The sequence below is a fragment of the Sphingomonas sp. ID0503 genome, from assembly GCF_048565625.1.
Classification (GTDB): domain Bacteria; phylum Pseudomonadota; class Alphaproteobacteria; order Sphingomonadales; family Sphingomonadaceae; genus JBLZUR01.
In genome coordinates, this window is the sequence record NZ_JBLZUR010000002.1 from 3,386,631 (window position 1) to 3,409,991 (window position 23,361).

Annotated in this window: 28 protein-coding genes and 1 tRNA gene; 9 read left to right on the forward strand and 20 right to left on the reverse strand. The window is 64.8% G+C overall.

Annotated elements, in window-relative coordinates:
* The first annotated feature begins 104 nt into the window (after positions 1–104).
* A complete protein-coding gene (locus ACM608_RS17760; protein ID WP_419685025.1) occupies positions 105–1,628 on the forward strand; it encodes a fumarate hydratase in 1,524 nt (507 codons plus the stop codon).
* Between the two features lie 63 nt (positions 1,629–1,691).
* Here the strand turns inward: ACM608_RS17760 and ACM608_RS17765 are convergent, their stop codons facing one another.
* The 5 genes from ACM608_RS17765 to ACM608_RS17785 all read right to left on the reverse strand — a co-directional run bounded on the left by ACM608_RS17765 (position 1,692) and on the right by ACM608_RS17785 (position 7,346).
* A complete protein-coding gene (locus tag ACM608_RS17765) occupies positions 1,692–2,159 on the reverse strand; it encodes a peptidylprolyl isomerase (RefSeq protein WP_419685026.1) in 468 nt (155 codons plus the stop codon).
* Between the two features lie 88 nt (positions 2,160–2,247).
* Positions 2,248–2,742 (reverse strand): CHAP domain-containing protein, encoded by a 495-nt coding sequence (locus ACM608_RS17770; RefSeq protein WP_419685027.1) that lies wholly within the window; start codon positions 2,740–2,742, stop codon positions 2,248–2,250.
* 180 nt (positions 2,743–2,922) lie between these two features.
* Positions 2,923–5,412 carry a DNA topoisomerase (ATP-hydrolyzing) subunit B gene (gene gyrB, locus ACM608_RS17775; RefSeq protein ID WP_419685028.1) on the reverse strand — a complete coding sequence of 830 codons (2,490 nt, stop codon included), beginning with the start codon at positions 5,410–5,412 and terminating at the stop codon, positions 2,923–2,925.
* A gap of 145 nt (positions 5,413–5,557) precedes the next feature.
* Positions 5,558–6,991 (reverse strand): ammonium transporter, encoded by a 1,434-nt coding sequence (locus tag ACM608_RS17780; protein WP_419685029.1) that lies wholly within the window; start codon positions 6,989–6,991, stop codon positions 5,558–5,560.
* A gap of 16 nt (positions 6,992–7,007) precedes the next feature.
* Positions 7,008–7,346: a P-II family nitrogen regulator gene (locus ACM608_RS17785; RefSeq protein ID WP_419685030.1), complete on the reverse strand. Its 339-nt coding sequence runs from the start codon at positions 7,344–7,346 to the stop codon at positions 7,008–7,010.
* A 183-nt stretch (positions 7,347–7,529) separates the two neighbouring features.
* Between ACM608_RS17785 and ACM608_RS17790 the strand changes: the two genes are divergently transcribed.
* Positions 7,530–7,796 (forward strand): type II toxin-antitoxin system CcdA family antitoxin, encoded by a 267-nt coding sequence (locus ACM608_RS17790; RefSeq protein WP_419685031.1) that lies wholly within the window; start codon positions 7,530–7,532, stop codon positions 7,794–7,796.
* Entirely contained in the window at positions 7,796–8,092 is a 297-nt protein-coding gene (locus ACM608_RS17795; protein ID WP_419685032.1) for a CcdB family protein, read from the forward strand. Before ACM608_RS17790 ends, ACM608_RS17795 begins: the two co-directional genes overlap by 1 nt.
* A 4-nt stretch (positions 8,093–8,096) precedes the next feature.
* Here ACM608_RS17795 and tldD read toward each other — a convergent pair whose 3' ends face one another.
* A complete protein-coding gene (gene tldD, locus ACM608_RS17800) occupies positions 8,097–9,509 on the reverse strand; it encodes a metalloprotease TldD (protein ID WP_419685033.1) in 1,413 nt (470 codons plus the stop codon).
* An 18-nt stretch (positions 9,510–9,527) separates the two neighbouring features.
* Entirely contained in the window at positions 9,528–9,731 is a 204-nt protein-coding gene (locus tag ACM608_RS17805) for a zinc-finger domain-containing protein (RefSeq protein WP_419685034.1), read from the reverse strand.
* A gap of 124 nt (positions 9,732–9,855) precedes the next feature.
* On the opposite strand from ACM608_RS17805, the gene ACM608_RS17810 reads away from it, so the two are divergent.
* Together ACM608_RS17810 and ACM608_RS17815 are read left to right on the forward strand one after the other, a co-directional pair.
* The gene (locus tag ACM608_RS17810; RefSeq protein WP_419685035.1) at positions 9,856–10,773 is read left to right on the forward strand and encodes an ABC transporter ATP-binding protein; all 918 of its coding nucleotides are present in this window, start codon (positions 9,856–9,858) and stop codon (positions 10,771–10,773) included.
* A gap of 12 nt (positions 10,774–10,785) precedes the next feature.
* A complete protein-coding gene (locus ACM608_RS17815) occupies positions 10,786–11,220 on the forward strand; it encodes an acetyltransferase (RefSeq protein ID WP_419685036.1) in 435 nt (144 codons plus the stop codon).
* On the opposite strand, the gene maiA is transcribed toward ACM608_RS17815, so the two are convergent.
* Positions 11,221–11,853 carry a maleylacetoacetate isomerase gene (gene maiA / locus ACM608_RS17820; protein WP_419685037.1) on the reverse strand — a complete coding sequence of 211 codons (633 nt, stop codon included), beginning with the start codon at positions 11,851–11,853 and terminating at the stop codon, positions 11,221–11,223. It abuts the gene before it with no gap.
* A 56-nt stretch (positions 11,854–11,909) separates the two neighbouring features.
* Here maiA and recJ point away from each other — a divergent pair, with 56 nt between their 5' ends.
* Together recJ and ACM608_RS17830 are read left to right on the forward strand one after the other, a co-directional pair.
* Positions 11,910–13,667 (forward strand): single-stranded-DNA-specific exonuclease RecJ, encoded by a 1,758-nt coding sequence (gene recJ, locus ACM608_RS17825; RefSeq protein ID WP_419685038.1) that lies wholly within the window; start codon positions 11,910–11,912, stop codon positions 13,665–13,667.
* Positions 13,668–13,737: 70 nt separating this feature from the next.
* A tRNA-Glu gene (locus ACM608_RS17830) sits at positions 13,738–13,813 on the forward strand.
* Positions 13,814–13,830: 17 nt separating this feature from the next.
* Here ACM608_RS17830 and ACM608_RS17835 read toward each other — a convergent pair.
* From ACM608_RS17835 to ACM608_RS17860, 6 genes are read right to left on the reverse strand one after another with little or no spacing between them, the layout of a single operon-like run.
* Positions 13,831–14,910: a hypothetical protein gene (locus ACM608_RS17835; protein WP_419685039.1), complete on the reverse strand. Its 1,080-nt coding sequence runs from the start codon at positions 14,908–14,910 to the stop codon at positions 13,831–13,833.
* Complete coding sequence (locus ACM608_RS17840; protein WP_419685040.1) at positions 14,892–15,086, reverse strand: helix-turn-helix transcriptional regulator; 195 nt, start codon at positions 15,084–15,086, stop codon at positions 14,892–14,894. The genes ACM608_RS17835 and ACM608_RS17840 overlap by 19 nt, the downstream gene beginning before the upstream one ends.
* Before the next feature lie 49 nt (positions 15,087–15,135).
* On the reverse strand, positions 15,136–15,711 hold the full coding sequence (locus ACM608_RS17845) for a hypothetical protein (RefSeq protein ID WP_419685041.1): 576 nt from the start codon (positions 15,709–15,711) through the stop codon (positions 15,136–15,138).
* A 19-nt stretch (positions 15,712–15,730) separates the two neighbouring features.
* Positions 15,731–16,282, reverse strand: coding sequence for a hypothetical protein (locus ACM608_RS17850; RefSeq protein WP_419685042.1), 552 nt, complete (start codon positions 16,280–16,282; stop codon positions 15,731–15,733).
* On the reverse strand, positions 16,279–16,527 hold the full coding sequence (locus tag ACM608_RS17855) for a hypothetical protein (protein ID WP_419685043.1): 249 nt from the start codon (positions 16,525–16,527) through the stop codon (positions 16,279–16,281). The genes ACM608_RS17850 and ACM608_RS17855 overlap by 4 nt, the downstream gene beginning before the upstream one ends.
* Position 16,528: 1 nt before the next feature.
* Positions 16,529–16,960: a hypothetical protein gene (locus ACM608_RS17860; RefSeq protein ID WP_419685044.1), complete on the reverse strand. Its 432-nt coding sequence runs from the start codon at positions 16,958–16,960 to the stop codon at positions 16,529–16,531.
* A gap of 310 nt (positions 16,961–17,270) precedes the next feature.
* On the opposite strand from ACM608_RS17860, the gene ACM608_RS17865 reads away from it, so the two are divergent.
* Complete coding sequence (locus tag ACM608_RS17865; protein ID WP_419685045.1) at positions 17,271–17,675, forward strand: hypothetical protein; 405 nt, start codon at positions 17,271–17,273, stop codon at positions 17,673–17,675.
* A gap of 88 nt (positions 17,676–17,763) precedes the next feature.
* Positions 17,764–18,609 carry a hypothetical protein gene (locus ACM608_RS17870; RefSeq protein ID WP_419685046.1) on the forward strand — a complete coding sequence of 282 codons (846 nt, stop codon included), beginning with the start codon at positions 17,764–17,766 and terminating at the stop codon, positions 18,607–18,609.
* 246 nt (positions 18,610–18,855) lie between these two features.
* Here ACM608_RS17870 and ACM608_RS17875 read toward each other — a convergent pair whose 3' ends face one another.
* The 6 genes from ACM608_RS17875 to ACM608_RS17900 all read right to left on the reverse strand — a co-directional run.
* Positions 18,856–19,416, reverse strand: coding sequence for a hypothetical protein (locus ACM608_RS17875; protein WP_419685047.1), 561 nt, complete (start codon positions 19,414–19,416; stop codon positions 18,856–18,858).
* Positions 19,417–19,984: 568 nt separating this feature from the next.
* On the reverse strand, positions 19,985–21,883 hold the full coding sequence (locus ACM608_RS17880; RefSeq protein ID WP_419685048.1) for a head maturation protease, ClpP-related: 1,899 nt from the start codon (positions 21,881–21,883) through the stop codon (positions 19,985–19,987).
* Between the two features lie 48 nt (positions 21,884–21,931).
* Entirely contained in the window at positions 21,932–22,138 is a 207-nt protein-coding gene (locus ACM608_RS17885) for a helix-turn-helix domain-containing protein (RefSeq protein ID WP_419685049.1), read from the reverse strand.
* 105 nt (positions 22,139–22,243) lie between these two features.
* The gene (locus tag ACM608_RS17890) at positions 22,244–22,483 is read right to left on the reverse strand and encodes a hypothetical protein (RefSeq protein ID WP_419685050.1); all 240 of its coding nucleotides are present in this window, start codon (positions 22,481–22,483) and stop codon (positions 22,244–22,246) included.
* 305 nt (positions 22,484–22,788) lie between these two features.
* Positions 22,789–23,016, reverse strand: coding sequence for a hypothetical protein (locus ACM608_RS17895; protein ID WP_419685052.1), 228 nt, complete (start codon positions 23,014–23,016; stop codon positions 22,789–22,791).
* On the reverse strand, positions 23,013–23,361 hold a 349-nt coding region (locus tag ACM608_RS17900; protein WP_419685054.1), incomplete at its 5' end, for a hypothetical protein. The genes ACM608_RS17900 and ACM608_RS17895, both read right to left, overlap by 4 nt.

Sequence of the window (23,361 nt, forward strand, 5' to 3'; positions counted from 1 at the left end):
TTCAAGGAGATGGAAAGCCGTCGTCGCGAAGACGGCAAGCCTTTCCGCTCGGGGCACGAGAGGCTAAGGAAACCGCGAAAACAGACATCTGCGGGGCCGTTGCAGTGACAATCATCATCAAGGAAGCCGACCTGATCGAGAGCGTGGCCGACGCTCTGCAGTACATCAGCTACTATCACCCGATGGACTACATCCGCGCGCTGGGCGAAGCCTATGAGGCGGAGCAGGGGCCGGCGGCGAAGGACGCGATCGCGCAGATCCTGACCAACAGCCGGATGTGCGCGGAGGGGCACCGGCCGATCTGCCAGGACACCGGCATCGTCAACGTCTTCGTCAAATGGGGCATGGACTGTCGCATGGACGTGACCTCGCGCTCGCTGCAGGAGATTGTCGACGAGGGCGTGCGCCGCGCCTATCTCCACCCGGAGAACCGGCTGCGCGCCTCGGTGCTGGCCGACCCCGCCTTCACCCGCCGCAACACCAAGGACAACACGCCGTCCGTCCTCCATGTCGAGATGGTGCCGGGTGACAAGGTGACGATCGACGTCGCCGCCAAGGGCGGTGGATCGGAGAACAAGTCCAAGTTCAAGATGATGAACCCGAGCGATTCGATCGTCGACTGGGTGCTGGAGATGATCCCGCAGATGGGCGCGGGCTGGTGCCCGCCCGGCATGCTGGGCATCGGCATCGGCGGCACGGCGGAGCATTGCGTGCTCCTCGCCAAGAAGGCGCTGATGGACCCGATCGACATGGGCCAGCTGAAGCTGCGCGGGCCGCAGACCGATATCGAGGCAATGCGGATCGAGATCTTCGACAAGGTCAACGCGCTCGGCATCGGCGCGCAGGGCCTAGGGGGCCTTGCCACCATCCTCGACGTCAAGATCATGGACGCGCCCTGCCACGCGGCGGGCAAGCCGGTGGCGATGATCCCGAACTGCGCCGCCACGCGCCATGCGCATTTCACGCTGAAGGGCGAGGGGCCGGCGTATATGCCGATGCCGGATCTGGAGGCCTGGCCCAAGGTCGAATGGGCGCCGTCGAAGGAGTCGATCCGCGTCGATCTCGACACATTGACGCCTGAGGTGGTGGCAAGCTGGAAGCCGGGCGACCGCCTGCTCCTCAACGGCAAGATGCTGACCGGGCGCGACGCCGCGCACAAGCGGATCCAGGACATGCTGGCCAAGGGCGAGGAACTGCCGGTCGATTTCCGGGGCCGGGTGATCTACTATGTCGGCCCGGTCGATCCGGTCGGTGACGAGGTGGTGGGTCCAGCCGGCCCGACGACCGCGACCCGCATGGACAAGTTCACCCGGATGATGCTCGACCAGGGCCTCTATGCGATGGTCGGCAAGGCGGAGCGCGGGACGGCGGCGATCGAGGCGATCCGGAACGCGAAATCGGCTTATCTGATGGCCGTGGGCGGTGCGGCCTATCTGGTCGCCCGTGCGATCAAGGGCGCGAAGGTCGTCGGCTTCGAAGACCTCGGCATGGAGGCGATCTACGAGTTCGAGGTCAAGGACATGCCGGTGACGGTGGCGGTCGATGCCACGGGCGAGAGCGTCCACCACACCGCCCCGCTGGTCTGGCGCGAGAAGATCGCCAAGATGAAGGCGCTGGAGACGGCGTGATACGAAAAGAGCGCCCCGGCCGGGCCGGAGCGCTCTTTCAACTCAGCCGGAAAGCTTAAGCGTTCAGGCGTCTGCGGCGATCTTGGCCGAGACGATCTTGCCGGGCGCGCGCGGCGGTTCGCCCTTGGGGAGGGCGTCGACATGCTCCATGCCTTCGACCACTTCGCCCCAGACGGTGTACTGGCGGTCGAGGAAGGTGGCGTCGTCGAAGCAGATGAAGAACTGGCTGTTCGCGCTGTTCGGGTTCTGCGCGCGGGCCATCGAGCAGATGCCGCGCAGATGCTTTTCCGCGCTGAACTCCGCCTTCAGATCCGGCTTGTCGGAGCCACCCATGCCGGTCCCGGTGGGATCGCCACCCTGCGCCATGAAGCCGGGAATGACGCGGTGGAAGACGACGCCGTCGTAGAACCCCTCGCGGGTCAGTTCCTTGATGCGATCGACATGGCCGGGGGCGAGATCGGGACGCAGGCGGATGACGACATCGCCGCCGTCAAGCGTCAGGATCAGGGTGTTTTCGGGATCGTCGCTCATTTGGTTCTCCACGCGGCGGGTACAGGACGCCCGTCATCTAGGGTGCCGCGCGGCGAACTGCCAGTCACATGGCGGGCAATCAAGCTGATTACGATGCCGTATCGATCTTCGCCGCGTCCGCGACCTTGGTCACCGCAGCCTGGGCGGCGGCGATGCTGCCGTAGATGAAGCCGTAGGTCGGATAGGCCTTTTGCCCCACCGACTTGATCGGCGCGTACCAGACCTTGACCTTGCTCCAGTCGCCCTTGTCCGAGGCGTCGACGACGGTCACGTCCCGCTCGACCTGGCCGCGACGCCCGTTGATCACCGACCAATTGGCGTGGGTCACCTTGACGATGCGGTCGGAAACGATCTGCGTGACGGTTGCGACATGGCCGGAACGCATCGAATCCACCGCCTTGAAGACGAGGACCGAGCCGACCTGCGGCGCGCTGCCCTGCGCATAGCGGCCGGTCGCCTGCTGCCACCAGCTGTAGGCGGCGCCGAACAGCTGGATGCCGGAGAAGGCGCGGGCGAAAGGCGCGCACTGGAGATAGGATCCCGCCGCCTGGGCCGGCGTCGCCATCAGCGACATACCGATCATCAGGGAACAGATCGCCCCCAGAACGCGTTTGAACATTGAAAGCCCCAGCCCCACTCGTGTGAGGACTGGCTAGGCGAGGCTGGTTAACGAAACCATAGCCGCGATCCGACGCTGCGGCGAACTGCGCCGTCGCGGCGATGACCTGATTTCGCCGATGCAGCGTCGGCCGCTCCCTCCCGCTCAGACGTCCAGATTGGCGACCGAGAGGGCGTTTTCCTGGATGAATTCGCGGCGGGGCTCGACGACGTCGCCCATCAGGCGATCGAAGATCTGGTGGGCGATCTCCGCATTTTCGACCCGCACCTGCAGCAGCGAGCGATTGGCCGGGTCGAGCGTGGTTTCCCAGAGCTGTTCGGCGTTCATCTCGCCCAGACCCTTGTAGCGCTGGATCGAGAGGCCCTTGCGGCCCGAGGCGAGCACCGCGTCCAGCAGTTCGGACGGGCGGCGGACGAGCGTGCCGCGGCTGTCCACGGCCGGCGCGTCCTCGCCTTCGGACTGCTCCTCATCCTTCTGCGCCTGCTTGATCGAGACCAAGCGGGAGGGTTCGGCATAGCTTTCCGCCTGTTCGGCGGCGAGGGCGTGGAGCTTGCGCGCCTCGGTTGACTGGACGAAGGCGGCATCGATCGCGTGATGATCGCGCACACCGCGCCACATGCGATCGAGCGCGAAGCCGCCGTCCTCCAGCGCGCTTCCCGACCAGCGCGCCTCGGTATCGCCGGCGTCGAGCGCCTTGACCACCACGTCGATCGCGGCTTGTCGGGCAGCGGCGTTGGCGTCGGGATCAAGCGCGCCGGCGAGCGACAGCGTCTCGATGATCGCGGCGTCATAGCGGCGGGGAACGTAGCGCATCAGCGTGCGCATACGACGCGCGTGGTCGATCAGCGTGCGGAGATCGCCGCCTGAACGCGTGCCGCCGGTAGTGTCGAGCGCGAGCGCGCCGACGCCGGCATCGACCAGATACTGATCGAGCGCGCCATCGTCCTTCACATAGACCTCGGACCGGCCCTTGCTGACCTTATAGAGCGGCGGCTGGGCGATGTAGAGGTGGCCCGCGTCGATGATCTCCCGGAATTGCCGGTAGAAGAAGGTCAGCAGCAGGGTGCGGATGTGCGCGCCGTCGACGTCGGCGTCCGTCATAATGACGATCTTGTGGTAGCGGAGCTTTTCGATGTCGAAGCCGCTTCGGTCGAGACCGGTGGCGATGCCGGTGCCGAGCGCCTGGATCAGCGTCCCGATCTCCTTCGAGGAGAGCATCCGGTCGGTGCGGGCGCGCTCGACGTTGAGGATCTTGCCCTTGAGCGGCAGGATCGCCTGGTTGTGGCGGTTGCGGCCCTGCTTTGCGGAGCCGCCGGCGGAATCACCCTCGACCAGGAACAGCTCGGACTTGGCGGGATCCTTTTCCTGACAGTCGGCGAGCTTGCCGGGAAGCGAGGCGATGCCCATCACCGACTTGCGGCTCGCCTCCCGCGCGCGCTTGGCGGCCTCTCGGGCGGCGGCGGCGTCGATAACCTTCTGGATGATGGCCTTGGCGTGGTTCGGATTCTCCTCCAGCCATTCGGCCATCTTGTCGGCCATCAGGCTTTCCAGCGGCTGGCGCACCTCTGACGAGACGAGCTTGTCCTTGGTCTGCGACGAGAACTTGGGGTCGGGCAGCTTGACGGAGACGATCGCGGTGAGGCCCTCACGCATGTCCTCGCCGGTGAGCGTCACCTTCTCCTTCTTCAGCGCGCCGGATTTCTCGGCATAGCCGTTGAGGGTGCGGGTCAGCGCCGCGCGGAAGGCGGCGAGATGCGTGCCGCCGTCACGCTGCGGGATGTTGTTGGTGAAGCAGAGGACCTGCTCGTAATAGCTGTCGTTCCATTCCAACGCGACGTCGATGCCGACATCGTCGCGCTGACCGGTGATCGCCACCGGCTCCGGCATCAGCGAGGTCTTGGAGCGATCGAGATATTTCACGAAGGCCGCGATGCCGCCCTCGTAGTAGAGTTCGACCTCCTTCGGTTCGGCATGGCGCGCATCGCGGAGGAAGAGGCGCACGCCCGAGTTCAGGAAGGCCAGCTCGCGGTAGCGGTGTTCCAGCTTCTCGAAGTCGAATTCGGTGATCTTGAAGGTATCCGGGCTGGGCAGGAAGGTGACCTGTGTGCCGCGCTTGTCGGACTTGCCGACCACTTTCAGCGGCGCCTCCGCATCGCCACGGCAGAAGCGCATCCAGTGCTCCTCTCCATCGCGCCAGATGCGCAGATCGAGATGCTCCGAAAGGGCGTTCACCACCGACACGCCGACGCCGTGGAGGCCGCCGGAGACCTTGTAGGCATTGGCGTCGTTGGTGTTGTCGAACTTACCGCCGGCATGGAGCTGGGTCATGATGACCTCTGCCGCGGACACGCCCTCTTCCTTGTGGATGCCGGTCGGGATGCCGCGGCCATTATCCTCGACAGTGACGGAGCCGTCGGGGTTGAGCTGGATCAGGATGCGGTCGCAATGGCCGGCCAAAGCCTCGTCGATCGCATTGTCCGACACCTCGAACACCATGTGGTGCAGGCCCGAACCATCATCGGTGTCGCCGATATACATGCCGGGGCGTTTGCGGACGGCGTCCAGCCCCTTCAGGACCTTGATGGATTCCGCACCGTAGGAGTTCGCATTGGGTTCGCTAGCCATGCCGATCATATAGGGAAACGGGGGGGCTAACCCAAGCGAAATGGCCCCTCGACTGGGCGGTCGAAAAGAAGGGCCGGGATGTTGCCATCCCGACCCCAGTGCGTCCGCAGGAGGAACCCCTGTGGGGGCAGGCACGAGGCCCGCCCGCATCTCGTCAATAATTGTAGGCGCGCTCGCCATGCTCGGCGATATCGAGACCTTCGGCCTCCACCTCGCGCGAGGGCCGCAGGCCGACGGTGTACTTGAGCGCCAGGAAGAGGATCGCCGACACGCCGCCCGAGAGGACGAGGGTCAGCAGGACCGCCTTGATCTGGGTGAGGACCTGAGCGCCCATGTCGTAGGTGCCCGCCACCGCCGGGAAGACGGTGTAGTCGACCCAGCCCTGACCGCCGAGCGCCGGATCGGCGACGATGCCGGTGCCGATCGCGCCGACGATGCCGCCGATGCAGTGGACGCCGAAGACGTCCAGCGAGTCATCGTAGCCGAGCGCGTTCTTCACCGTGGTGACGAACAGGAAGCAGACGCCCGTGGCGACGAAGCCGAGGACGATCGAGGTCATCGGCGCGGCGAAGCCGGCGGCCGGAGTGATCGCGACGAGGCCCGCGACGGCACCCGATGCGGCACCCAGGAGCGACGGCTTGCCATGCTTGATCTGCTCGATCACCGCCCAGCCCACGGCCGCAGCGGCGGTCGCGACGAAGGTGTTGATGAAGGCGAGCGCGGCGAGGCCGTTGGCTTCGAGGTTGGAGCCGGCGTTGAAGCCGAACCAGCCCACCCACAGCAGCGAGGCGCCGATCATGGTCATGGTCAGCGAGTGCGGGGGCATCGGCTCCTGCTTGTAACCGGCGCGCTTGCCGATCACGATGCAGCCGACCAGGCCGGCGATGCCCGCGTTGATGTGGACCACCGTGCCGCCCGCGAAGTCGAGCGCGCCCCAGCCATAGAGCAGGCCGGTGTCAGACGTGTTGTCGGACAGGAAGTCCGGGCCCGCCCAGTACCAGACCATATGCGCCATCGGGAAATAGACGATGGTCAGCCAGGCCACGACGAAGATGATCAGCGGCGTGAACTTCACCCGCTCCGCAAAGGCGCCGACGATCAGCGCCGGCGTGATGCAGGCGAAGGTCATCTGGAACACCACGAAGGCGTATTCGGGGATGTAGACGTTGTTGGAGAAGGTCGCCGCATAGGTGGTGGCGGAGACGCCCTGGAGGAAGGCCTTGGAAAGATTGCCGAAGTAGGGCGAACCGCCGGTGAAGGCCATGGAATAGCCCCAGCTGACCCAGACAAGCGCGGCGACCGAGACGATCGTCAGCACCTGCATCAGGATCGACAGCATGTTCTTGGTACGGACAAGGCCGCCGTAGAACAGCGCCAGCGCCGGGATCGACATCAGCAGCACCAGCGCGGCCGAGATTAGCATCCAGGTGGTGTCACCCTTGTCGACCATGCCGGCCATCTGCTCGGCCGTAGGCGCCTTGATCGGGCCGGCGGCCACCGCCGCCTCCTGCGCCCAGGCGGGCATCGCGGTCAGCAGCGAGACGCCGAGCGCCCCCGCAGCCCCGCCAATTTTCGAGAAAAGCTTCATGTTTCCCCCTTTATCCTCAGAGCGCCATGTCGTCGGTTTCGCCGGTGCGGATGCGCACCACCTGGCCGACGTCCAGGACGAAGATCTTGCCGTCGCCGATCGCGCCGGTGTTCGCGGATTGCTGCACCGCCTCGACCACGCGCGGCGCGAGGTCGGATGAGGTGACGACCTCGACCTTGATCTTCGGCACCATGTTCGTGCTGTATTCGGCACCCCGATAGATCTCGGTCTGCCCCTTCTGCCGCCCGAAGCCCTTTACCTCGGTCACGGTCATGCCCTGCACGCCGAGGCCGGAGAGCGCTTCACGCACTTCGTCCAGCTTGAACGGCTTGATGATGGCAATGACGAGTTTCATTTCGCCTCCCTGCTTTTAGCCGGAAAAGCTAAGCAAGCGGCGTGCCAGAAATAATTTCGTAACCTTTTGAACAGCTCGTTCTGAGCGGGCGATCTAAATTGCTGCAGATGCGTTCACGGCCTGCGCATGGAGGTGAGCATTTGCCCAAAACCTAAGCAGCGGTAGGCCGTTGACAGGCGCTTGGTGTACGCAGAAAACATGCGCATGAGGCATGACTCCATCTCGTCTGGCCAGCGGAAGCCTGTCAATCTATCGATCGACACCGGCGTGATCTCGGCTGCACGAGAAGCAGGGCTGAACCTTTCACGCCTGTGCGAAGAGGCGCTTCGGGCGGAAAGCCGCAAGGTTCTGGAACGCCGCTGGCAGGAGGAGAATGCCGCAGCGATCGATGCCTGGAATGACTGGCTCGAGGAGAACGGCTTACCGCTGTCTGACCTCGATCCGCTTTGATGGCGCGTTTCGACGTCTATCGCGTTCGCGGTGAACCCTATGCAGTCGATTGTCAGTCCGACGTCTTCTCACGCCTGAACAGCCGGCTTGTCGTTCCGCTCAGGCCGGCTCACATGGTTCCTGCGGTCGCTCCGAGACTCAATCCAGTCCTTAAGTTCGATGGCCTCGATCTACGTCTCGTCCCGCAAGCCGCGCGTGCCATCCGCACGAAAGAGATCGAAGCAACCATCGGGTCGCTTTCCGAACAGGACGTGACGATCCTCGCCGCGATGGACATGCTGATCAGCGGCTACTGACGCCTCAGCCGGTGCCGCCGACCGTCAGGCCCTCGATCAGCAGGGTCGGTTGGCCGACGCCGGCGGGGACCGACTGACCGCCCTTGCCGCAGATGCCGACGCCCTCATCCAGCGCCATGTCGTTGCCGATCGCGCGAACCTTGGTGAGGACGGAAGGACCGTCGCCGATCAGCGTCGCGCCCTTGATCGGCGCACCCAGGCGGCCGTTCTCGATCTTGTACGCTTCGGTGCAGGAGAAGACGAATTTGCCGCTGGTGATGTCGACCTGGCCGCCGCCGAAGCTCTTCGCGAAGATACCGTTCTTCACCCGCGAGAGGATCTCGGCGGGGTTGTCGTTACCGGCCTTCATGAAGGTGTTGGTCATGCGCGGCATGGGTGCGTGAGCGAAGCTTTCCCTCCGTCCGTTGCCGGTGGGGGCGACGCCCATGAGACGCGCGTTCAGACGGTCGTGGATGTAGCCCTTGAGGATGCCGTCCTCGATCAGGACCGTCTCCTGCGTCGGCGTGCCCTCGTCATCGATCGACAGCGAACCGCGGCGCTCGAAGATCGAGCCATCGTCCACCACGGTGACCCCGGGTGCGGCCACCCGCTCGCCTATGCGGCCGGAGAAGGCGGAGGTGCCCTTGCGGTTGAAGTCGCCCTCTAGGCCGTGGCCGATCGCCTCGTGCAGGAGGACGCCCGGCCAGCCGGGGCCGAGCACGACGGTCATCTCACCCGCAGGGGCGGCGACCGCGTCGAGATTGACCAGCGCCTGGGCGAGCGCCTCGTCTATGGCGCGGTTCCAGACGTCCTCTCCGAACAGGCGGTCATAAAGATAGCGGCCGCCGGTGCCGAAGAAGCCCGTTTCGCGACGGCCGTTCTGTTCCACCACCAGGCTGACGTTCAGGCGGACGAGCGGGCGGACGTCCGTCGCGACGAAGCCGTCGGGGCGGACGATCTCGACCACGCTCCACGAGGCGGAGAGGCCAACCGAGCATTGCACCACGCGCGGATCGCGGGCGCGGGCGGCGGCGTCGATCTTCTGGCAAAGCTCGACCTTCTTCGCGAAGGGAATGAGACCGAGCGGATCGGCGTCCCCGTAGAGCCGCGTGTTGGTGCGGCGGGGCGCCGGAGCTTTCGGGCCGTGCGCCGGATCGAGCAGGGTCAGCGTCTCGGCCGCGCGGAGGATCGCGCCCTCGCTGATCTCATTGGCATGGGCGAAGGCAGTCATCTCGCCCGAGACGCCGCGCAGCCCGAAGCCGGATTGCGTGTTGAAGTCGGCGGTCTTCAGCCGGCCATCGTCGAAGCCGAAGCTCTCGGAGGCAGCGTACTGGAGGTAGAGTTCGCCGTCGTCGCAGGCGGCGAGTGATCCGGCTGTCAGGCGGAGCGCCGCATCGGGATCAAGGGTGCGGTAGAGATAGGAGCGCGGATCGGTCATCAAATCGATATAGGCCGATCAGGCCGCCTTGGAACCCTCGTCGGCAGGCCCGCCGGCCAAGACGAAGCGGCGGTCGCAGTAACCGCATTCGACATAGCCCTTCTCATCGATCTCAAGAAAGACGCGTGGGTGGCCGAGCGCCGCGCCGCCGGGAATGTCGGTCGCGCCGTCGCAGGCCACGCGGTGCGTGTTGACGGTCACGGTTTCGGGGGGGCTGGGCATGTCGAGTCGGTCCTGATGATCCTGGCCGCCTCCTATCGCCGGCCATGTCCGTCTGTCGAGAGAGTCCCCCTGTCGCGAGCAGGGGCGTTTGTGCGGCCCCCGGCTTCCGGCTATGCGCCGAGGCATGAGCGATGCCGCGATCTCCATTCGAAATCTTTGCAAGACGTATAGCGGCGGCAAGGTCGCGCTGAACGACGTCAGCTTCGACGTGCCACGGGGGACGATCTTCGGCCTGCTCGGCCCGAATGGCGCGGGCAAATCGACGCTGATCAACATCTTGTCCGGCATGGTCAACAAGACGAGCGGGAAAGTGTCGATCTGGGGTTTCGACATCGATGCGGACCCGCGCAATGCCAAGGCGTCGATCGGCATCGTGCCGCAGGAAATCGTGTTCGATCCGTTCTTCACGCCAGTCGAGACCTTGGAGAACCAGGCCGGCCTCTGGGGCGTGCCGAAGGGCGCGCGGCGATCGATGGAGCTGCTGCGCGCGGTGCATCTGGAGGACAAGGCGACCGCCTATGCACGCACCTTGTCCGGTGGCATGAAGCGCCGCCTGCTGGTGGCCAAGGCGCTGGTCCACCAGCCACCGATCCTGGTGCTGGACGAGCCGACCGCCGGCGTGGACATCCAGCTTCGCCAGCAGCTCTGGGCTTATGTGCGCGAGCTGAACCAGAGCGGGGTCACGGTGGTGCTGACCACCCATTATCTGGAAGAGGCGGAGGAGCTGTGCGACCGCATCGCCATCATCAACCATGGCCGGCTGATCGCCAACCAGCCGACCCGCGAGCTGATGGCGACCGCGCAGGAGAAGGCGGTCGAGGTGACGGTCGATCGCGACCTGACCGAGCCGCCCGCCGCGCCCTGTTTCGAGAAGATCGCGCTGAAGGGCGATCGGACGCTGACCATCACCTACTCCAAGAACAAGGTGAATGCGGGCGAGGTGCTGGCGGCCTTGCAAGCGGCGGGGCTGGGGATCGTCGACGTTTCCACGCAGGAAGCCGATCTGGAGGACGTGTTCCTCAGCCTGACCAACGCCGCCTGAGGATCGTCGCGCGTGGGTGCGATCCGGCTCTCGCGCCCGGAAGACGGAGCGCGCGTCGTCGAGATCTGGCGGGATGCCGTCGATGCCACCCACGACTTCCTCACGCGTGAGGACCGCGCGGCGCTCGACGAGTTGGTGTGCCGGTTTCTGCCGGAGGCGTCCCTTTGGCTGAGCGTTGATGATGACGATCGGGCACTGGCCTTCATGTTGATCGAGGTCGGTCACATGGAGGCGTTGTTCGTAGATCCGGCATTTCGAGGAACGGGCATCGGCGCTGCTCTCGTGCGGCACGGCCTAACGATTAATCCTCGCATGACGACGGACGTGAACGAGCAGAACGTTCAGGCAGTCGGTTTTTACGAGCGGATGGGTTTCGTGCCGACGGGACGTTCTCCGGTGGACGGGCAGGGCAGACCCTATCCGTTCACCCATCTGGCATACAAATAGTTACTCGGTTGGGGCATCCGGTTGCGCCTCGGGGCTGGCGGCGGCGAAGGCGGGACGTGCGCACAGGCGTTCGTCGAGCGCCACCAGCTTCGGGAAGGGCGTCAGATCTGTCGCGATGCGGCGGGCGTTGTACATCTGCGGCACGAGGCAGATGTCGGCGATCGTCAGCCTGTCTCCCGCCAGGAAGGTGCCCGCAGCGGCCTCCAGCGCGGTGAAGCCTTCGGTGATCCAGTTTTGGCTCCATGCGTCGATCGCCGCCTGATCCTGCCCGAGTTCCCGCTTTAAGTATTTGAGCACGCGCAGGTTGTTGAGCGGGTGGATGTCGCTGGCGATCGTCTGCGCGAGCGCCCGCGCGTGGGCGCGTTCGGCGGAGGTGCCGGGCAAGAGCGGCGGATCGGGATAGGTTTCGTCGAGATATTCGATGATCGCCAGGCTTTGCGAAAGCGCCGCCGGATCATCGCGCAGGAAAGGGACAAGGCCTTGGGGATTAAGGCCCCGATATGCGGCACCGCGCTGCTCCCCTTCGAGAAGGTTGATTGCGATGCTGTCGAACGAAAGCCCTTTCACGGCCAGGGCAATGCGCACGCGGTAGGCGGCGCTCGATCGCCAATATCCGAGCAGGGTGATCGCCATCGCTCTTCTCCAGCAGCGGGATTCTCTTTGCGCCCGCGACGAGTTAGATAGCAGGGATGCTCGCTCATTCATCCGTTTGCGGTGTCACCCGATCGATCACTGGCCAGGCCTGGCGCTGGCGGAGCGGCGTGCTGGCGGCGGGGGACGACGATCTGGTGCGGGCGCTGCTCCTGGCGCGGGGGTGCGTTGCCGAGGATCTGGAGCGGAACCGCGCGCCGACGATTCGCGGATTTCTGCCCGATCCATCGATCTTTCGCGACATGGACCGCGCCGCCGAACGACTGGCGGATGCGGTGCAGGCGCGTGAGGCGATCACGATCTTCGGCGATTATGATGTGGACGGCGCGACGTCCGCCGCCTTGCTGGTGCGCCTGCTCCGCTCTCTGGGCGTGTCAGCGCAGAGTTATATTCCGGATCGGCTGATGGAGGGTTACGGCCCGTCCGGCGCGGCACTGGTGCGGCTCGCGGAGGCGGGCGCGCGGCTGATCGTTACTGTGGATTGCGGGGCGCAGGCTTTTGAGGCGCTCGACCTGGCCAAGGCGGCGGGCGTTGATGTGATCGTGGTGGATCACCACAAATGCGCGACGGCGCTGCCGGTGGCCCATGCGGTGGTCAATCCCAACCGGCTGGACGAGGAAGAGGGCGCCGCCCACGGCCATCTCGCGGCGGTGGGAATGGCCTTCATGCTGGCGGTCGCGACGGTGCGCGTGTTGCGGCGGCGGGGGTGTTTCGCGGACCGTGCGGAGCCGCGCCTTCTCGACCTGCTCGATCTCGTCGCGCTCGGCACGGTTGCCGATGTCGCGCAGTTGCGAGGGCTTAACCGCGCCTTCGTGACCCAGGGGCTGAAGGTGATGGGCGAGCGGCGCAACATCGGCCTTTCCGCGCTGATCGACGCGGCGGGGCTGGATCGCGCGCCGATCTGCCGCGATCTCGGCTTCGCACTGGGGCCCCGCATCAACGCCGGAGGGCGAGTCGGCAAGTCCGACCTGGGCGTCCGCCTGCTGACGACCGAAGACCCGGACGAGGCGGCGGCGATCGCGGCGGAGCTGAACCGCCTGAACGAGGAACGGCGGGCGATCGAGGCGATGGTGACCGAGGCGGCCGAGAGTGCGGCCGCGTCACAGGACGATCGCGCGGTCATCGTTGTCGCCGCCGAGGGCTGGCACCCGGGCGTGATCGGCATCGTGGCGGGGCGGATCAAGGAGAAGTTCGGGCGGCCGGCGATCGTCGTGGCGCTGGACGAAGACGGTGTCGGCAAGGGCAGCGGCCGGTCGATCGGCGGCGTCGACCTTGGCGCGGCGGTGCTGGCGGCGAAGGATGCCGGGCTGCTCGCGGCGGGCGGCGGCCATGCGATGGCGGCAGGGCTGACGGTGGCGGCGGAGCGGCTGCAGGCCTTGGCGGATTTCCTCGATTCGCGGCTGGCCGAGGATGTCGCGCGCGCGCGGCAGGATCAGGCGCTGACGCTGGACCTTGTCGTGGCACCGGGCGGGATCACGTCGGCGCTGGTCGACGGCATGGATGCGGCGGGACCCTATGGTGCCGGCTGGCCGGCACCACGGATCGCGGCGGGGCCGGTGCGGATCGTGAAGGCGGATGTTGTCGGGACCAACCATGTCCGCCTGGTCCTGACCGGCGCCGATGGTGCCAGGGTCAAGGCGGTGGCGTTCCGGGCGGCGGAGACCGAGATGGGGCAGGCGCTGCTTGCAGCCGGACCGGGTCGGAGCCTGTGGGTCGCGGGGCGCGCGCAGATCAACGAATGGAACGGACGGCGGGATGCCGAGCTTCATCTGGAAGACGCGGCCTGGATCGACTGAAGGTGAGGCGGATCGAGCCTGGGCGGATTGACCCCGGCGCAACGCTCGCCTAAGCGCCTCTCGCCCGGACGGCCCCTTCGTCTAGCGGTCTAGGACGCGGCCCTTTCACGGCTGAAACACGGGTTCGATTCCCGTAGGGGTCACCATGTTGATTCCGCGCCATTTATTTCGCGCCTCCTGCCATCTGTCCCCCTTTGAGGGGTAGTACGTCCCCCCGGGTCACCCGGTCGGCGGCGCTCCGAGCGATCATCAACGCCCGCGCCCGCTTGGTGTAGTGCCGCACCGTGTCAGGGGTCATTCCGCAGATCCCACCGATCTCGGTGTCGCTCAGTCCAAGCTCCGCGAGGTAGCAGGCCGCGTTCTTCCGGAGACCGTGGAAGCTGTAGAGTCTTGCCTTGCCGTTGCTGACGTAGGTGGGCGATCCGATATCACCCATAAGGCGGCGGATGCGCTCCTGCAGGATCTTCTCGCTACTGAACGGCTTGCCAGCGCGATCGTAGATCAGCGTGACAGACTTGCGCGGCACCTTGGCCAGCTCTGCCAACCAGAGCGGATGCATCGGCACCGCGACATCTACGCCCTGCCTACGCTTCCCGACTTTCTTGCTCGTCGTGAACTGCATCGTCTTCCCGTCGTGCCAGCCGTGCTGCATCCGGATCACGTCACCGATACGGGCACCGCTACAGAGACCGGAGACGATCGCCAGCCGAAGGGTCGGACTTGCCGCCGTAAGCGCACTGGCCAGCACGTTAGCGGGCCAAGGCTCATGCTCTCCGGTATCGAGCGGCCTGATCTCCCGCGCGGGGTTGTCCTTGCGCCAGCCGTTGAGGGCGGCGAACTGCATGAGCACCTTAAAGGCCGAAAGCCAGTTGTTCGCCTTGCCGGGGGTATCGAGGTAGGCATCGCGCATCGCACGTACCGCCGCCGGTGTGCAGCCCGACACGGTACGATGCCCGTGCGTTTCGGTGATCATTGCCAAGTAACGGTCGCGGTTGACCTGCGACTTCGCAGAGAGCGTGCGAAAGTCCGATGCAGCGCGGTAGGCAATTACAAGCGCCGCCAGCGTGCCCGGCCCAGGCCGCTTGCGCTCGGTGTCAGGCCGGGCTGCCTTGGCATACGCTTCGGGAAAGCGGGGATCGTCCAGTGCCGGGAGGCGGATATACTGATCACTGCCCCCGACCTTCCGGCGGAAGTAGAGCCGGTCGCCCTTTTGGCAGAGGCCCTTTATTTCAAGTCGGCCCACGTCTCGTCTCCGTCGCTGTCGTCGTTGGCTATGCCGAACTGTGCGCTCACGAACCGATCCAGCTGCACGCGCGACCAAAGCAGGCGCTTCCCGTCACGAATGGGCTGGGGATAGGTCCGGCGGTGCCAGCGATCGCGGAAGGTGGTCTTCGACACGCTAAGGTACGCGGCTGCCATGTCCTCGCTCAGCCTCGCGGGCCAATTGGGGAGAGCGGCTGCCGACACTTTACGCGACCTCGATGTCGAAGCCGTAGAACACTTCGGTGGCGCGCTGCCACGCGTTGCGGAGGGTGGCATCCAGCGGGAGCAACAGCACAGGCGTGGGATACCGCAAAAGGTCGAGCAAATCCGTGCCACCCGACGCATAGGGATTGTCGGTGACGTGGAACACGAAGTCCGATCCGAAGATGTGGCGCCCTTCGAGATGCTTCTGTTTCGTAGCGCGCGGAAGTAGCGGCCGACGATCATCCGCGTTGCCCCGATAACTGTGCCATTCAATGCCAGCAGACGCGACCGCGTACGCCGACGTCGCGTGCTCTGCTATTTCCTCAAGAGCCTTGAATGCAGCGTCCGCTTGCCGGACGCTGGTAGCGACACGAAGGGCAGCGAAAATGCCAAGCTGTTCGACGGTGAACTCGCGAGCGACGCCCCGCGCGCCTTCCTCGATCCCGATAGCTGTCAGGGGCCCGGAGTACCGCGCAATCCAGCCCTGCGACGTGCTACGATTAACCCCGGTGATCGCCGACATGTCCGCTGCACTGAAGAGCGGGGTGCGGTAGGGAAGCGCGGCAGGTGCTGACATGATGACTCCAATCTGTTGATTAGTAGATAGACATGATCTGTCCACTGGTCAACAGCCTACGCGTCATCGGCTTCTCAGAAGGTACCTCACCGCGGTGACCCTCTCCGGCTCGTCGGTGATCTCCGCCAGCAGCTCGCAGGCGCGCCGCCGCGACGCGGGAGGGGTGCGGAACATCAGCACCGATGTCCGCACCTCCCCATCCTTCATAATCTCGACCCTGCCACCGTTGGCGTTGAACTCGCGGTGCCATGCTGTCGGATCGAACACGGTCACGACTGCATCGCCCTGTGCCAAGCCCGATAGGCTTCCCCACGTTCGTCGGGCCGGCGGTCTGGTCGACGCCGTAGATCGGCAGAGGCAGGCGCTCGGTGCCGTCATCCGATGCGCCGAACACCAGCCCGCCATATGGAACTTGAAAGGCTCCGCAGCCGTCGTCCCCGGCGGTGCAGCGATCGAAGTCGTCGTCCTCTAGGTCGCAATCGCCATCGGCGGTGTCGAGGATGCCGATCAGTCGCTCGATTTCGGCTTCGATGGCGGCGCGGTTGGCGAGGGTAAAAGTCGCATGGATCATCGCGCCGCCCCCCGCGCCTGTGCTTCCTGTTCTTCAAGTGCAGTTAGGCGAGCGCGGATGCTGGCGATGCAGTCTTTCAACATATCCAGCAACCAGTTGCCGTGCATGAACAGCTTGTGTTCGTGGGGATCGGCCGGGCCGATCGCGAAGAAGTCACCTTCGCCGATGGATTTCAGGACAGCCTCCGTCATGCCCAAGGCTTCGTCCAGGAGGATGTCGCGATCTACGCTGGTCGGCGTCGCCATGTCAGCGGCCCTCCCGGGTAGCGGACACAACGGCTGCCGCGCTTTCGGTCAGGTTTGCCACCTCGTTCATTAGGAGAAGCGCGTCGTCGGCTGTGCCGGTAGTATCGACCATTGCCATGAGCTTGACGGCTGCCAGTGCGCCTTCCCGCCTTTCCTCGCTGGCCATGCCGTAGAGCGCCATTGCGATCACCAGTGCCGGGGTGCGTTTGATGTGGGTGAGGGAGGGCTGTGCGGCCTTCCTGCGATCTTCGTCACGCTGCCACGGCATTTTGTATTCGCCGGGCCAAGGGCTGGCCTCACGCGCCGCGAGCGCCGCTCGGCGTTGATCAGCATATCGGTTGTTGTGGACCTGCCGGCGTGCGGCAGTCGGCAGGCGAATAAGATTTGAGGATGCGCGCGCAGGCGCTCCCGTAGTAACGGGCTGGGTAGCCATGATCGTTCCTCCAGAACGGTTGTTGGTCAGAGCCGGGCGGAAGGTGGTACTTCCGTTCGGCTCGTTACCCTGATATCGTGGTTAACATGGCAGGTCAAACTCCGATATCGAAGAAACGTGGTCCGGCTCCGACTGGGTTAGGTCATCCCGTTCTTGTCCGACTCCAGCCCGATCAGCTCGCGGCGCTGGATGCATGGATTGAGGCGCGGGCATCGAAGCTCAGTCGGCCAGAGGCAATCCGCACGCTGTTGAACGAGGCTTTACCAACGTCGGGGACCACCCCGATCAGAGGCGAGTTTGGATAACGGGCATGGACGATCTCAGGCAACTACATCTCCAAGCGGCTGCGCAAATAGAGGACAGCATGCGAGAGGTTCGCCGCCGCCAGCAGAACATCGCCGACAACGCCGAGCGACAACTTCAACAAGCTGACGATGCGGTTAACAGCCTGATCGAAGAAATTGAGCTATTCGACGAAGAGCTACCTGGTGACCGGGAGCTTCGTGTGGTTGCGATAGGCGGCCCCGCAGGAACAATGCTGTTTCCGGATGGGATCATGGCACTTGGTAGTGACCGTATCCGTTTCAGCGGTACTGACGGTGAAGGATGTCGAGTTGTGATCGTCCAGCACGTTTCTCAACTGAACTTCATGATCAAGACGGTGGAAGTAACTGAGCCAGCACGACGCATAGGCTTCCATGCAGAGAACGGTTGAACTTGTAGGCGTGGATAAGTCTGTGGATCGTTTGGGTACTATTTGACAATAGCTCAGTTTCATGATTCTTCCGCACGAGGGAGAAGCTATGACAGTCTGTGTCGCTGTAAAGGTTTACGACTGCATCGTTTTCGCCGCTGATAGCGCTTCCTCGTTAGTAGGCGTGGATCACGCTGGAAAGTCGTCTGTCCTGAACGTCTGGCAGCACGGCAACAAAGTCTTCAATCTGCACAAAGGGTTGCCGATCGTCGCGATGACGTGCGGCATGGGCCACATGGGCCCGGCATCGATCAGCACCCTAGCAAAAGATCTCCGGAAAGAATTGACCTCGGGCGCGGGCAAGCTGGATTTGGAAGCCTACACGATCGAGGAGGCTGTCAACAAAGCGCACGCTTTCTGGAGCGACAGGTATGCTGCGATCACTCCACCGCCGCCCACCCCTCACTCCTTTGAGTTTTGGATCGGTGGCATCAGCTCGGGTGAACGGTGTGGCGAGATATGGCAGATTGTCATTGCGGACGGCCTGGTCCATGCGCCCGTTCTGCTTGCACCTTCATCCCAAGACGACGGGGTTTTTTGGTCCGGCCAGCCGCAGGCGATTAGCAGATTGATCATGGGATATGACCATCATCTCAGCAACGCGTTAACTGGACTTGGGATGACGGTACCGCAGCGCGAAAGCTTCCTGTCGAACCTGCAGGCTCAATCGGTCACGCCGCTCGTTCATGGCGCTATGCCGGTGCAAGATGCAGTCAACCTCGCGGACTTCCTAGTGGACCTCACCAAGCGCTACTTCGCCTTCCTCCCTGGCGCGGATGTTGTCGGGGGAGACACAGACATCGCGGCGGTAACAAAGCATGAAGGTTTTCGTTGGATACGCCGGAAACACTATTATGAGCCGAGCCTCAATCCCAGGGAGACAGGGCATGTCTGATCGTAAGTCGAGCAGCTCAGTGCGCGAGCCGGTGTCTGATTCCCGCATGCCGAACTATCACTACCAGGCCGCTAGTCATGGTTCAGGTTCGGCGAGCACACGACAGATTGATCGTCAGGTGGATCTAAGCCTGCGGCAGCTCGGTCGAGCTATGAACTTCTGCTAGGTTGCCCGGCGGCGCAATCCGCTCCCCCACCTTGTCGCCGAAGTCGTGGATCCTCCAGACGCGGACGCCGTGCTTTGTGGCTAAGCTGCAATCCGCTCCCCGACGCAATCCTCTGGCCAATGGATGATGCGTCGTTCCGTCACACCAGCGGATGTCACCTCCGCCTGATCGACCCAGCCGCCAATGCGGTGCGCGATGGCATAGGAGGGATCAGCGATCGGCCAAGCCCCCCAAGGGCGCCGACGTTGCGCCTCGATCAGCGTGAGGCTGTCTCGGTCGAGGTCGAACCGGGCGGGGTCGCTTAGTTCCTCATCGACGATGTCGCGCCCCATAAGCTCGCACAGCGCGACTTCCCCATGCCCGCGCGCGTTGGATACCATCACCCAGGCTCCCGCGTTCACCGCCCCGCCAAACCATCGTTCGTCGTTTGTCAGCATCGCACCGAACGGGCGCTGGCGAGCATCATCCCACCCGATGACGTGCAGGCACCCGGAGCCGTCACAGTCGAAGGCCGCGCGCGTGGCCGCGCCGGCCGCGTGCAGCGCCCTAGGAAGAACATCGAAGACAGCCGCCGCGTCGCTGCGGTCGTTAATCTGCGCGATCTCTTCGGCGAAGCAATCTAGATCTACATTCCCCCTCAAGGAAAACGCCAGCTTCGCAGCCGAGTAGACAAACAGCTTAGGGCGAAGCGTTGCAAGCTTTCCATCCTTCCAGCATCCCGCAGCGTCGGCCTGAAGCACTGCGCGGGTTGGTTGCACGATGAGGTTCGCAAGGCTCACAGGTTGTATCCTCCGCTAGGGTGAAGTGGGTCGCGCCGCCGGAGATGGACACCCTTGGCTTGGGCGCGACAAACGCGGCGGCCAGCGACAACCCCGCCGCCGCCACACTCAGGCCTGTTCCTACGGCAGCGACGCTGGCCGATATGCCGAGACCGGCAAAGCCGCTTGCCGCGCCTGTAGCACCAGCAGCAGCGGGGCCGAGCGCAACGCCGTAGGTGGCGACGCCAAGCGCGACCACGCCGACGACGATAGCTGCGGTCCTGAGTGCTTTCGACATGTCGCCTCCGAATGATGCGGCTGCCGGGTCCGCGCCCTCCAGCGCAGATGATCCGGCTCGCGGCCCGCCGAAGGCCGGGGCGTGGGGATGAGGAGAGGTCAGAAAACCCCAGCGCGGTCCCCGCAAGTCGCCCTATCCGCGCTTCGCTTCTCGTCAGGCTCCCGCGTTCTTCCAGGCGAAGCGGTAGTCGAGCACGCCGGCACCGAAATCGTGCCGGACCTTGTATTCCGTCCCGTCGGTGCGCCAGCCGTCCTGACTGTCGGTGAAGGGCGCGTCCTGACCGTCGAGATAGCTGTACTGGAGCGCCGGGCTGAAATCCGGGTCCGCGAACAGATACCATGCCGTCGCGTTCGTCAGGCGCGGGTCGCTGATCGGGACCAGCTTGTTCGCAAAGGGGTTCACATCGGCCGTCGTGGTCGGCGCGATCGTGGAGGCGACTAGCGTTTCCGCAGCCGTCTGGAGGGTCGCCGGCACAAGCAGGAACTTCGGGTTAGCATCGATCAGGCCGCCGCCGCCGAAGTCCTTTTGCGAACGCATGGCCAGCCGGCCCGCGTCGAGCGTCGTGATCGATGGCGCGCCGCCAGATGTCGCGAGGTTCTTGTGATCCGCATGGAACCAGGATTTTGAGTCGCTCAGCGGGATGTTGCTGTTGATCAGCGCCGCCAGCACCGTCGCCTCCGTCTCCGCCGCGCCGGCTGCCATGATGTTGAGAATGTCGGCGAGTGCGCCCATGCCGTCGTTCACCAGCATCTGCCGCGAGACCGCGAACATGTTGCCGAAGGTCGCGATCCGGTAGCCTTCCTTGCGGGTCGAGAGGCTGCGGTTCTTGTACTCGCCGGCCTCGTTGACCTGATCGAGCGCGGCCCAGCTGCCGCTCTGGATGCCGAAGTGATCGAGGAAGTTGTTGACGTCGCGGCGGCGCGCCAGCTGCTTCAGCTGCGATTGCTGGAGCTTGTAGCGATCGACCAGATACTTTTCGGCTGCGCCGCCGATCAGGTCCGGGAAGTCGCTGGTGGTGTGCATCCCGCCAATGTTCGCGGTGGTGCCCCAGCTTCGCGCGCCGCGATACGGGTTGCCGGATGACATCGCCATGTTGATGGCGCGATCGGGCGACAGGCGCAGCACGTCGCGCTCCCCGTTGCGGGCGAGGAAGTCGCGGGCGATGTCGACGACGGACATGCTGCGGAACTCGGCCGCCGGCCCTTCTGCCGCCTTGCCGCTGATCTTGGCGACAAGCGCGCCCTTCACCGCGTCGGTATAGGTGGTCGGGTTGTCGAGGGTAACGTGCCCGCTGAAGCTGTGGCCGATGTTGAGGGCGTCGCTTTCGGTGGCGAGGCGGTCCAGGATCAGCTCGCGGGCCTTCTCCAGCGGCGTGCCCTTGTCGACCATCGCCTGCGCGAAGTCCGCCGGCAGACGGTGCTTGTTGCAGAGGCCGGTGATCGTGGAGATGCGGGTGCGCTCGGTAGCGACCGCCTGTGCAGTGTCGGTCATAGTCGGTTCCTTCAGTTGATCGGGGATGTGGCGGAAGCCGCAGGCCGACACGTCGGCCATGGCGGCGAGTTTGAGGGCGGGGCTGATTGAGGTGGCGAAGCCGGCGGCTAGAGCCTCGTCCGCGGTCATCCATGTTTCGGCCGCGAGCATTGCGACCAATTCGCCTTCCGGGAGGCCGGTGCGCTTGGCATAGATACCGATCAGCTGCGCTTCGATCCGGTCGAGCTTGGCAGCGTCGCGGCGTAGATCGTCCGCGTTGCCGATCGAGGCGTCCCAGGGCTTGTGCACCATCATGAGCGAGGATTCCGCCATGATGCACTCCGCTCCGACCATCGCGATTACAGACGCCATCGAAGCCGCCAGGCCGTCGACGTAGATCGTCACCTTGTCAGGGTAGCTGCGGATTGCCTCGACGATCGCCAGGCCCTCCATGACGAAGCCGCCCGGCGAGTTGATGCGGATGGAGAGGGGGCCGGTGGCGTTCCGGATCGCAGTGCAGACGGTGGCCGCATCGCACTTGTCGAGCGGGTCTCCGATAACGCCGTAGCAGAGTATTTCCATGCGCCGACAATAACTTCGGCTGAGTCGTGGTGCCTGTATCTTGTGCGATCAAACGTGATCTTGTGTGATCATCGGCCCTACCCGACAGCGGCTCTTGAAGTTGGCGAGCTGGTCCAGACTGTAGCGGATGCGCCCGCCCGGCGTGCGATGATGTCCAACATAACCCGCCTTCCGCCAGCGCCGCAGCGTCACTAGCGCGACGCCTAGGATGCGCGCGGCCTGCGCCTCGTCATAGTCCAGGTCGAAGTCACCCATGTCGCGGGTCCCCCTCGCAGGCTGCCGTATACGGGGTGCTGAGGCATGTTGCGGCACCAACTGCGGAAGTGAAAAGGTGTCCGCACCCGCGATGTCCGCACCGCGTCATTGAACTTGCTCGCTTTTTCCTGCGGACACGCTGCGGACTGTCCGCACCTGTTGTCCGCACCCCCTGTCCGCACGCTGTCGATAGCCGGTGCGCTTCGCCGCCCTCGCCTGTGCCTGATAGGCCGCCATCCGCTTCACCAGATCGGGCAGCGGCGCGTCGGCCGGCAGCACGCCGTCGGCGCGGAGCTTCCCGATCCACCGGCCTGTGACGCCGAACAGCCATGCGAGGTCCGCCACCGTCGGGCGATACTCGCGAAGGTCACACCCCGGTTCACCCCGGCGCGCGCCCTTAGGTCGCACCTTCATACGCCTATCCTCCTAGAAACATGAAAGAGATGAAGAAGTTAGCGGGTTTCTGTGGCTAGGAGAGAGTTGCGCCTCAGCCCCCCGTATAGCGCCAGACGTCGGGAAGGACCCGAGGGCCGGGGCCCGATTTACAAAGCCGTCCGTTCTGAACGTAAGCCGGCGGGCTCCCCCTGCTTCGCCGGTCAGGGTCTCACCTATTCCCCTCGGTTTCGGGTGAGGCCCGCCTGAGGTGCCGATCACTGCACCGCCTCCCCAGGCTGGCGGCCGAAGCGGGCGACGTGGGCGGCCTCCACCTGGTCGACGATCGACCGCAGGGTTGCGATGGCCTGCGCTTCGCCAAGCGTCTTGTTCATGATCTCCCCTGCCGCAGTGAGAAGGGCGGACACCGCATCGGGCATGTTGTCGGTGTGACAGACTGCCGACTGCATGAGGTCGGCTGCGAGGTTGGGGCTGTGTTTGGTCATCGGTTCATATCCATGTCTTCGAAGCCAGGGATCGGCGCGTCTTCGTCGCCGGGTGCGAGGATCGGTGCGCTCCAGCCGTGGGGGAGGCGCGATTCGCTCTTCTCTTGGGAGGGCGCGGCGGCCCCGTTGGCCGCGCCCGGATATACCGTAGGTATACAGTGTGTGCGGGGGGTGGTCCGGGCGGACTGTTCGGGGGCGTTCGGGGAAGGTGTTCGGGAGGCGTTCGGGGTAAGCGTTCGGGGTGACGCGCTGGCCTCCCTGATCACCGTCACGTCACGGCCCTTGGCGGTGTTCCGATAGGTGTGTGACTCGATTGCCTTGATCAGGAAGAGCCGGTCCATCGCG

What these genes read in the sequence shown, in the direction of transcription:
- ACM608_RS17765 (WP_419685026.1), bottom strand. Translation starts at nt 2,159, where the DNA reads ATGAGCGACGATCCCGAAAACACCCTGATCCTGACGCTTGACGGCGGC.
- ACM608_RS17770 (WP_419685027.1), bottom strand. Translation starts at nt 2,742, where the DNA reads ATGATCGGTATGTCGCTGATGGCGACGCCGGCCCAGGCGGCGGGATCC.
- gyrB (WP_419685028.1), bottom strand. Translation starts at nt 5,412, where the DNA reads ATGATCGGCATGGCTAGCGAACCCAATGCGAACTCCTACGGTGCGGAA.
- ACM608_RS17780 (WP_419685029.1), bottom strand. Translation starts at nt 6,991, where the DNA reads ATGAAGCTTTTCTCGAAAATTGGCGGGGCTGCGGGGGCGCTCGGCGTC.
- ACM608_RS17785 (WP_419685030.1), bottom strand. Translation starts at nt 7,346, where the DNA reads ATGAAACTCGTCATTGCCATCATCAAGCCGTTCAAGCTGGACGAAGTG.
- ACM608_RS17795 (WP_419685032.1), top strand. Translation starts at nt 7,796, where the DNA reads ATGGCGCGTTTCGACGTCTATCGCGTTCGCGGTGAACCCTATGCAGTC.
- tldD (WP_419685033.1), bottom strand. Translation starts at nt 9,509, where the DNA reads ATGACCGATCCGCGCTCCTATCTCTACCGCACCCTTGATCCCGATGCG.
- ACM608_RS17805 (WP_419685034.1), bottom strand. Translation starts at nt 9,731, where the DNA reads ATGCCCAGCCCCCCCGAAACCGTGACCGTCAACACGCACCGCGTGGCC.
- ACM608_RS17810 (WP_419685035.1), top strand. Translation starts at nt 9,856, where the DNA reads ATGAGCGATGCCGCGATCTCCATTCGAAATCTTTGCAAGACGTATAGC.
- maiA (WP_419685037.1), bottom strand. Translation starts at nt 11,853, where the DNA reads ATGGCGATCACCCTGCTCGGATATTGGCGATCGAGCGCCGCCTACCGC.
- recJ (WP_419685038.1), top strand. Translation starts at nt 11,910, where the DNA reads ATGCTCGCTCATTCATCCGTTTGCGGTGTCACCCGATCGATCACTGGC.
- ACM608_RS17840 (WP_419685040.1), bottom strand. Translation starts at nt 15,086, where the DNA reads ATGGCAGCCGCGTACCTTAGCGTGTCGAAGACCACCTTCCGCGATCGC.
- ACM608_RS17845 (WP_419685041.1), bottom strand. Translation starts at nt 15,711, where the DNA reads ATGTCAGCACCTGCCGCGCTTCCCTACCGCACCCCGCTCTTCAGTGCA.
- ACM608_RS17850 (WP_419685042.1), bottom strand. Translation starts at nt 16,282, where the DNA reads ATGATCCATGCGACTTTTACCCTCGCCAACCGCGCCGCCATCGAAGCC.
- ACM608_RS17855 (WP_419685043.1), bottom strand. Translation starts at nt 16,527, where the DNA reads ATGGCGACGCCGACCAGCGTAGATCGCGACATCCTCCTGGACGAAGCC.
- ACM608_RS17860 (WP_419685044.1), bottom strand. Translation starts at nt 16,960, where the DNA reads ATGGCTACCCAGCCCGTTACTACGGGAGCGCCTGCGCGCGCATCCTCA.
- ACM608_RS17865 (WP_419685045.1), top strand. Translation starts at nt 17,271, where the DNA reads ATGGACGATCTCAGGCAACTACATCTCCAAGCGGCTGCGCAAATAGAG.
- ACM608_RS17870 (WP_419685046.1), top strand. Translation starts at nt 17,764, where the DNA reads ATGACAGTCTGTGTCGCTGTAAAGGTTTACGACTGCATCGTTTTCGCC.
- ACM608_RS17880 (WP_419685048.1), bottom strand. Translation starts at nt 21,883, where the DNA reads ATGGAAATACTCTGCTACGGCGTTATCGGAGACCCGCTCGACAAGTGC.
- ACM608_RS17885 (WP_419685049.1), bottom strand. Translation starts at nt 22,138, where the DNA reads ATGGGTGACTTCGACCTGGACTATGACGAGGCGCAGGCCGCGCGCATC.
- ACM608_RS17895 (WP_419685052.1), bottom strand. Translation starts at nt 23,016, where the DNA reads ATGACCAAACACAGCCCCAACCTCGCAGCCGACCTCATGCAGTCGGCA.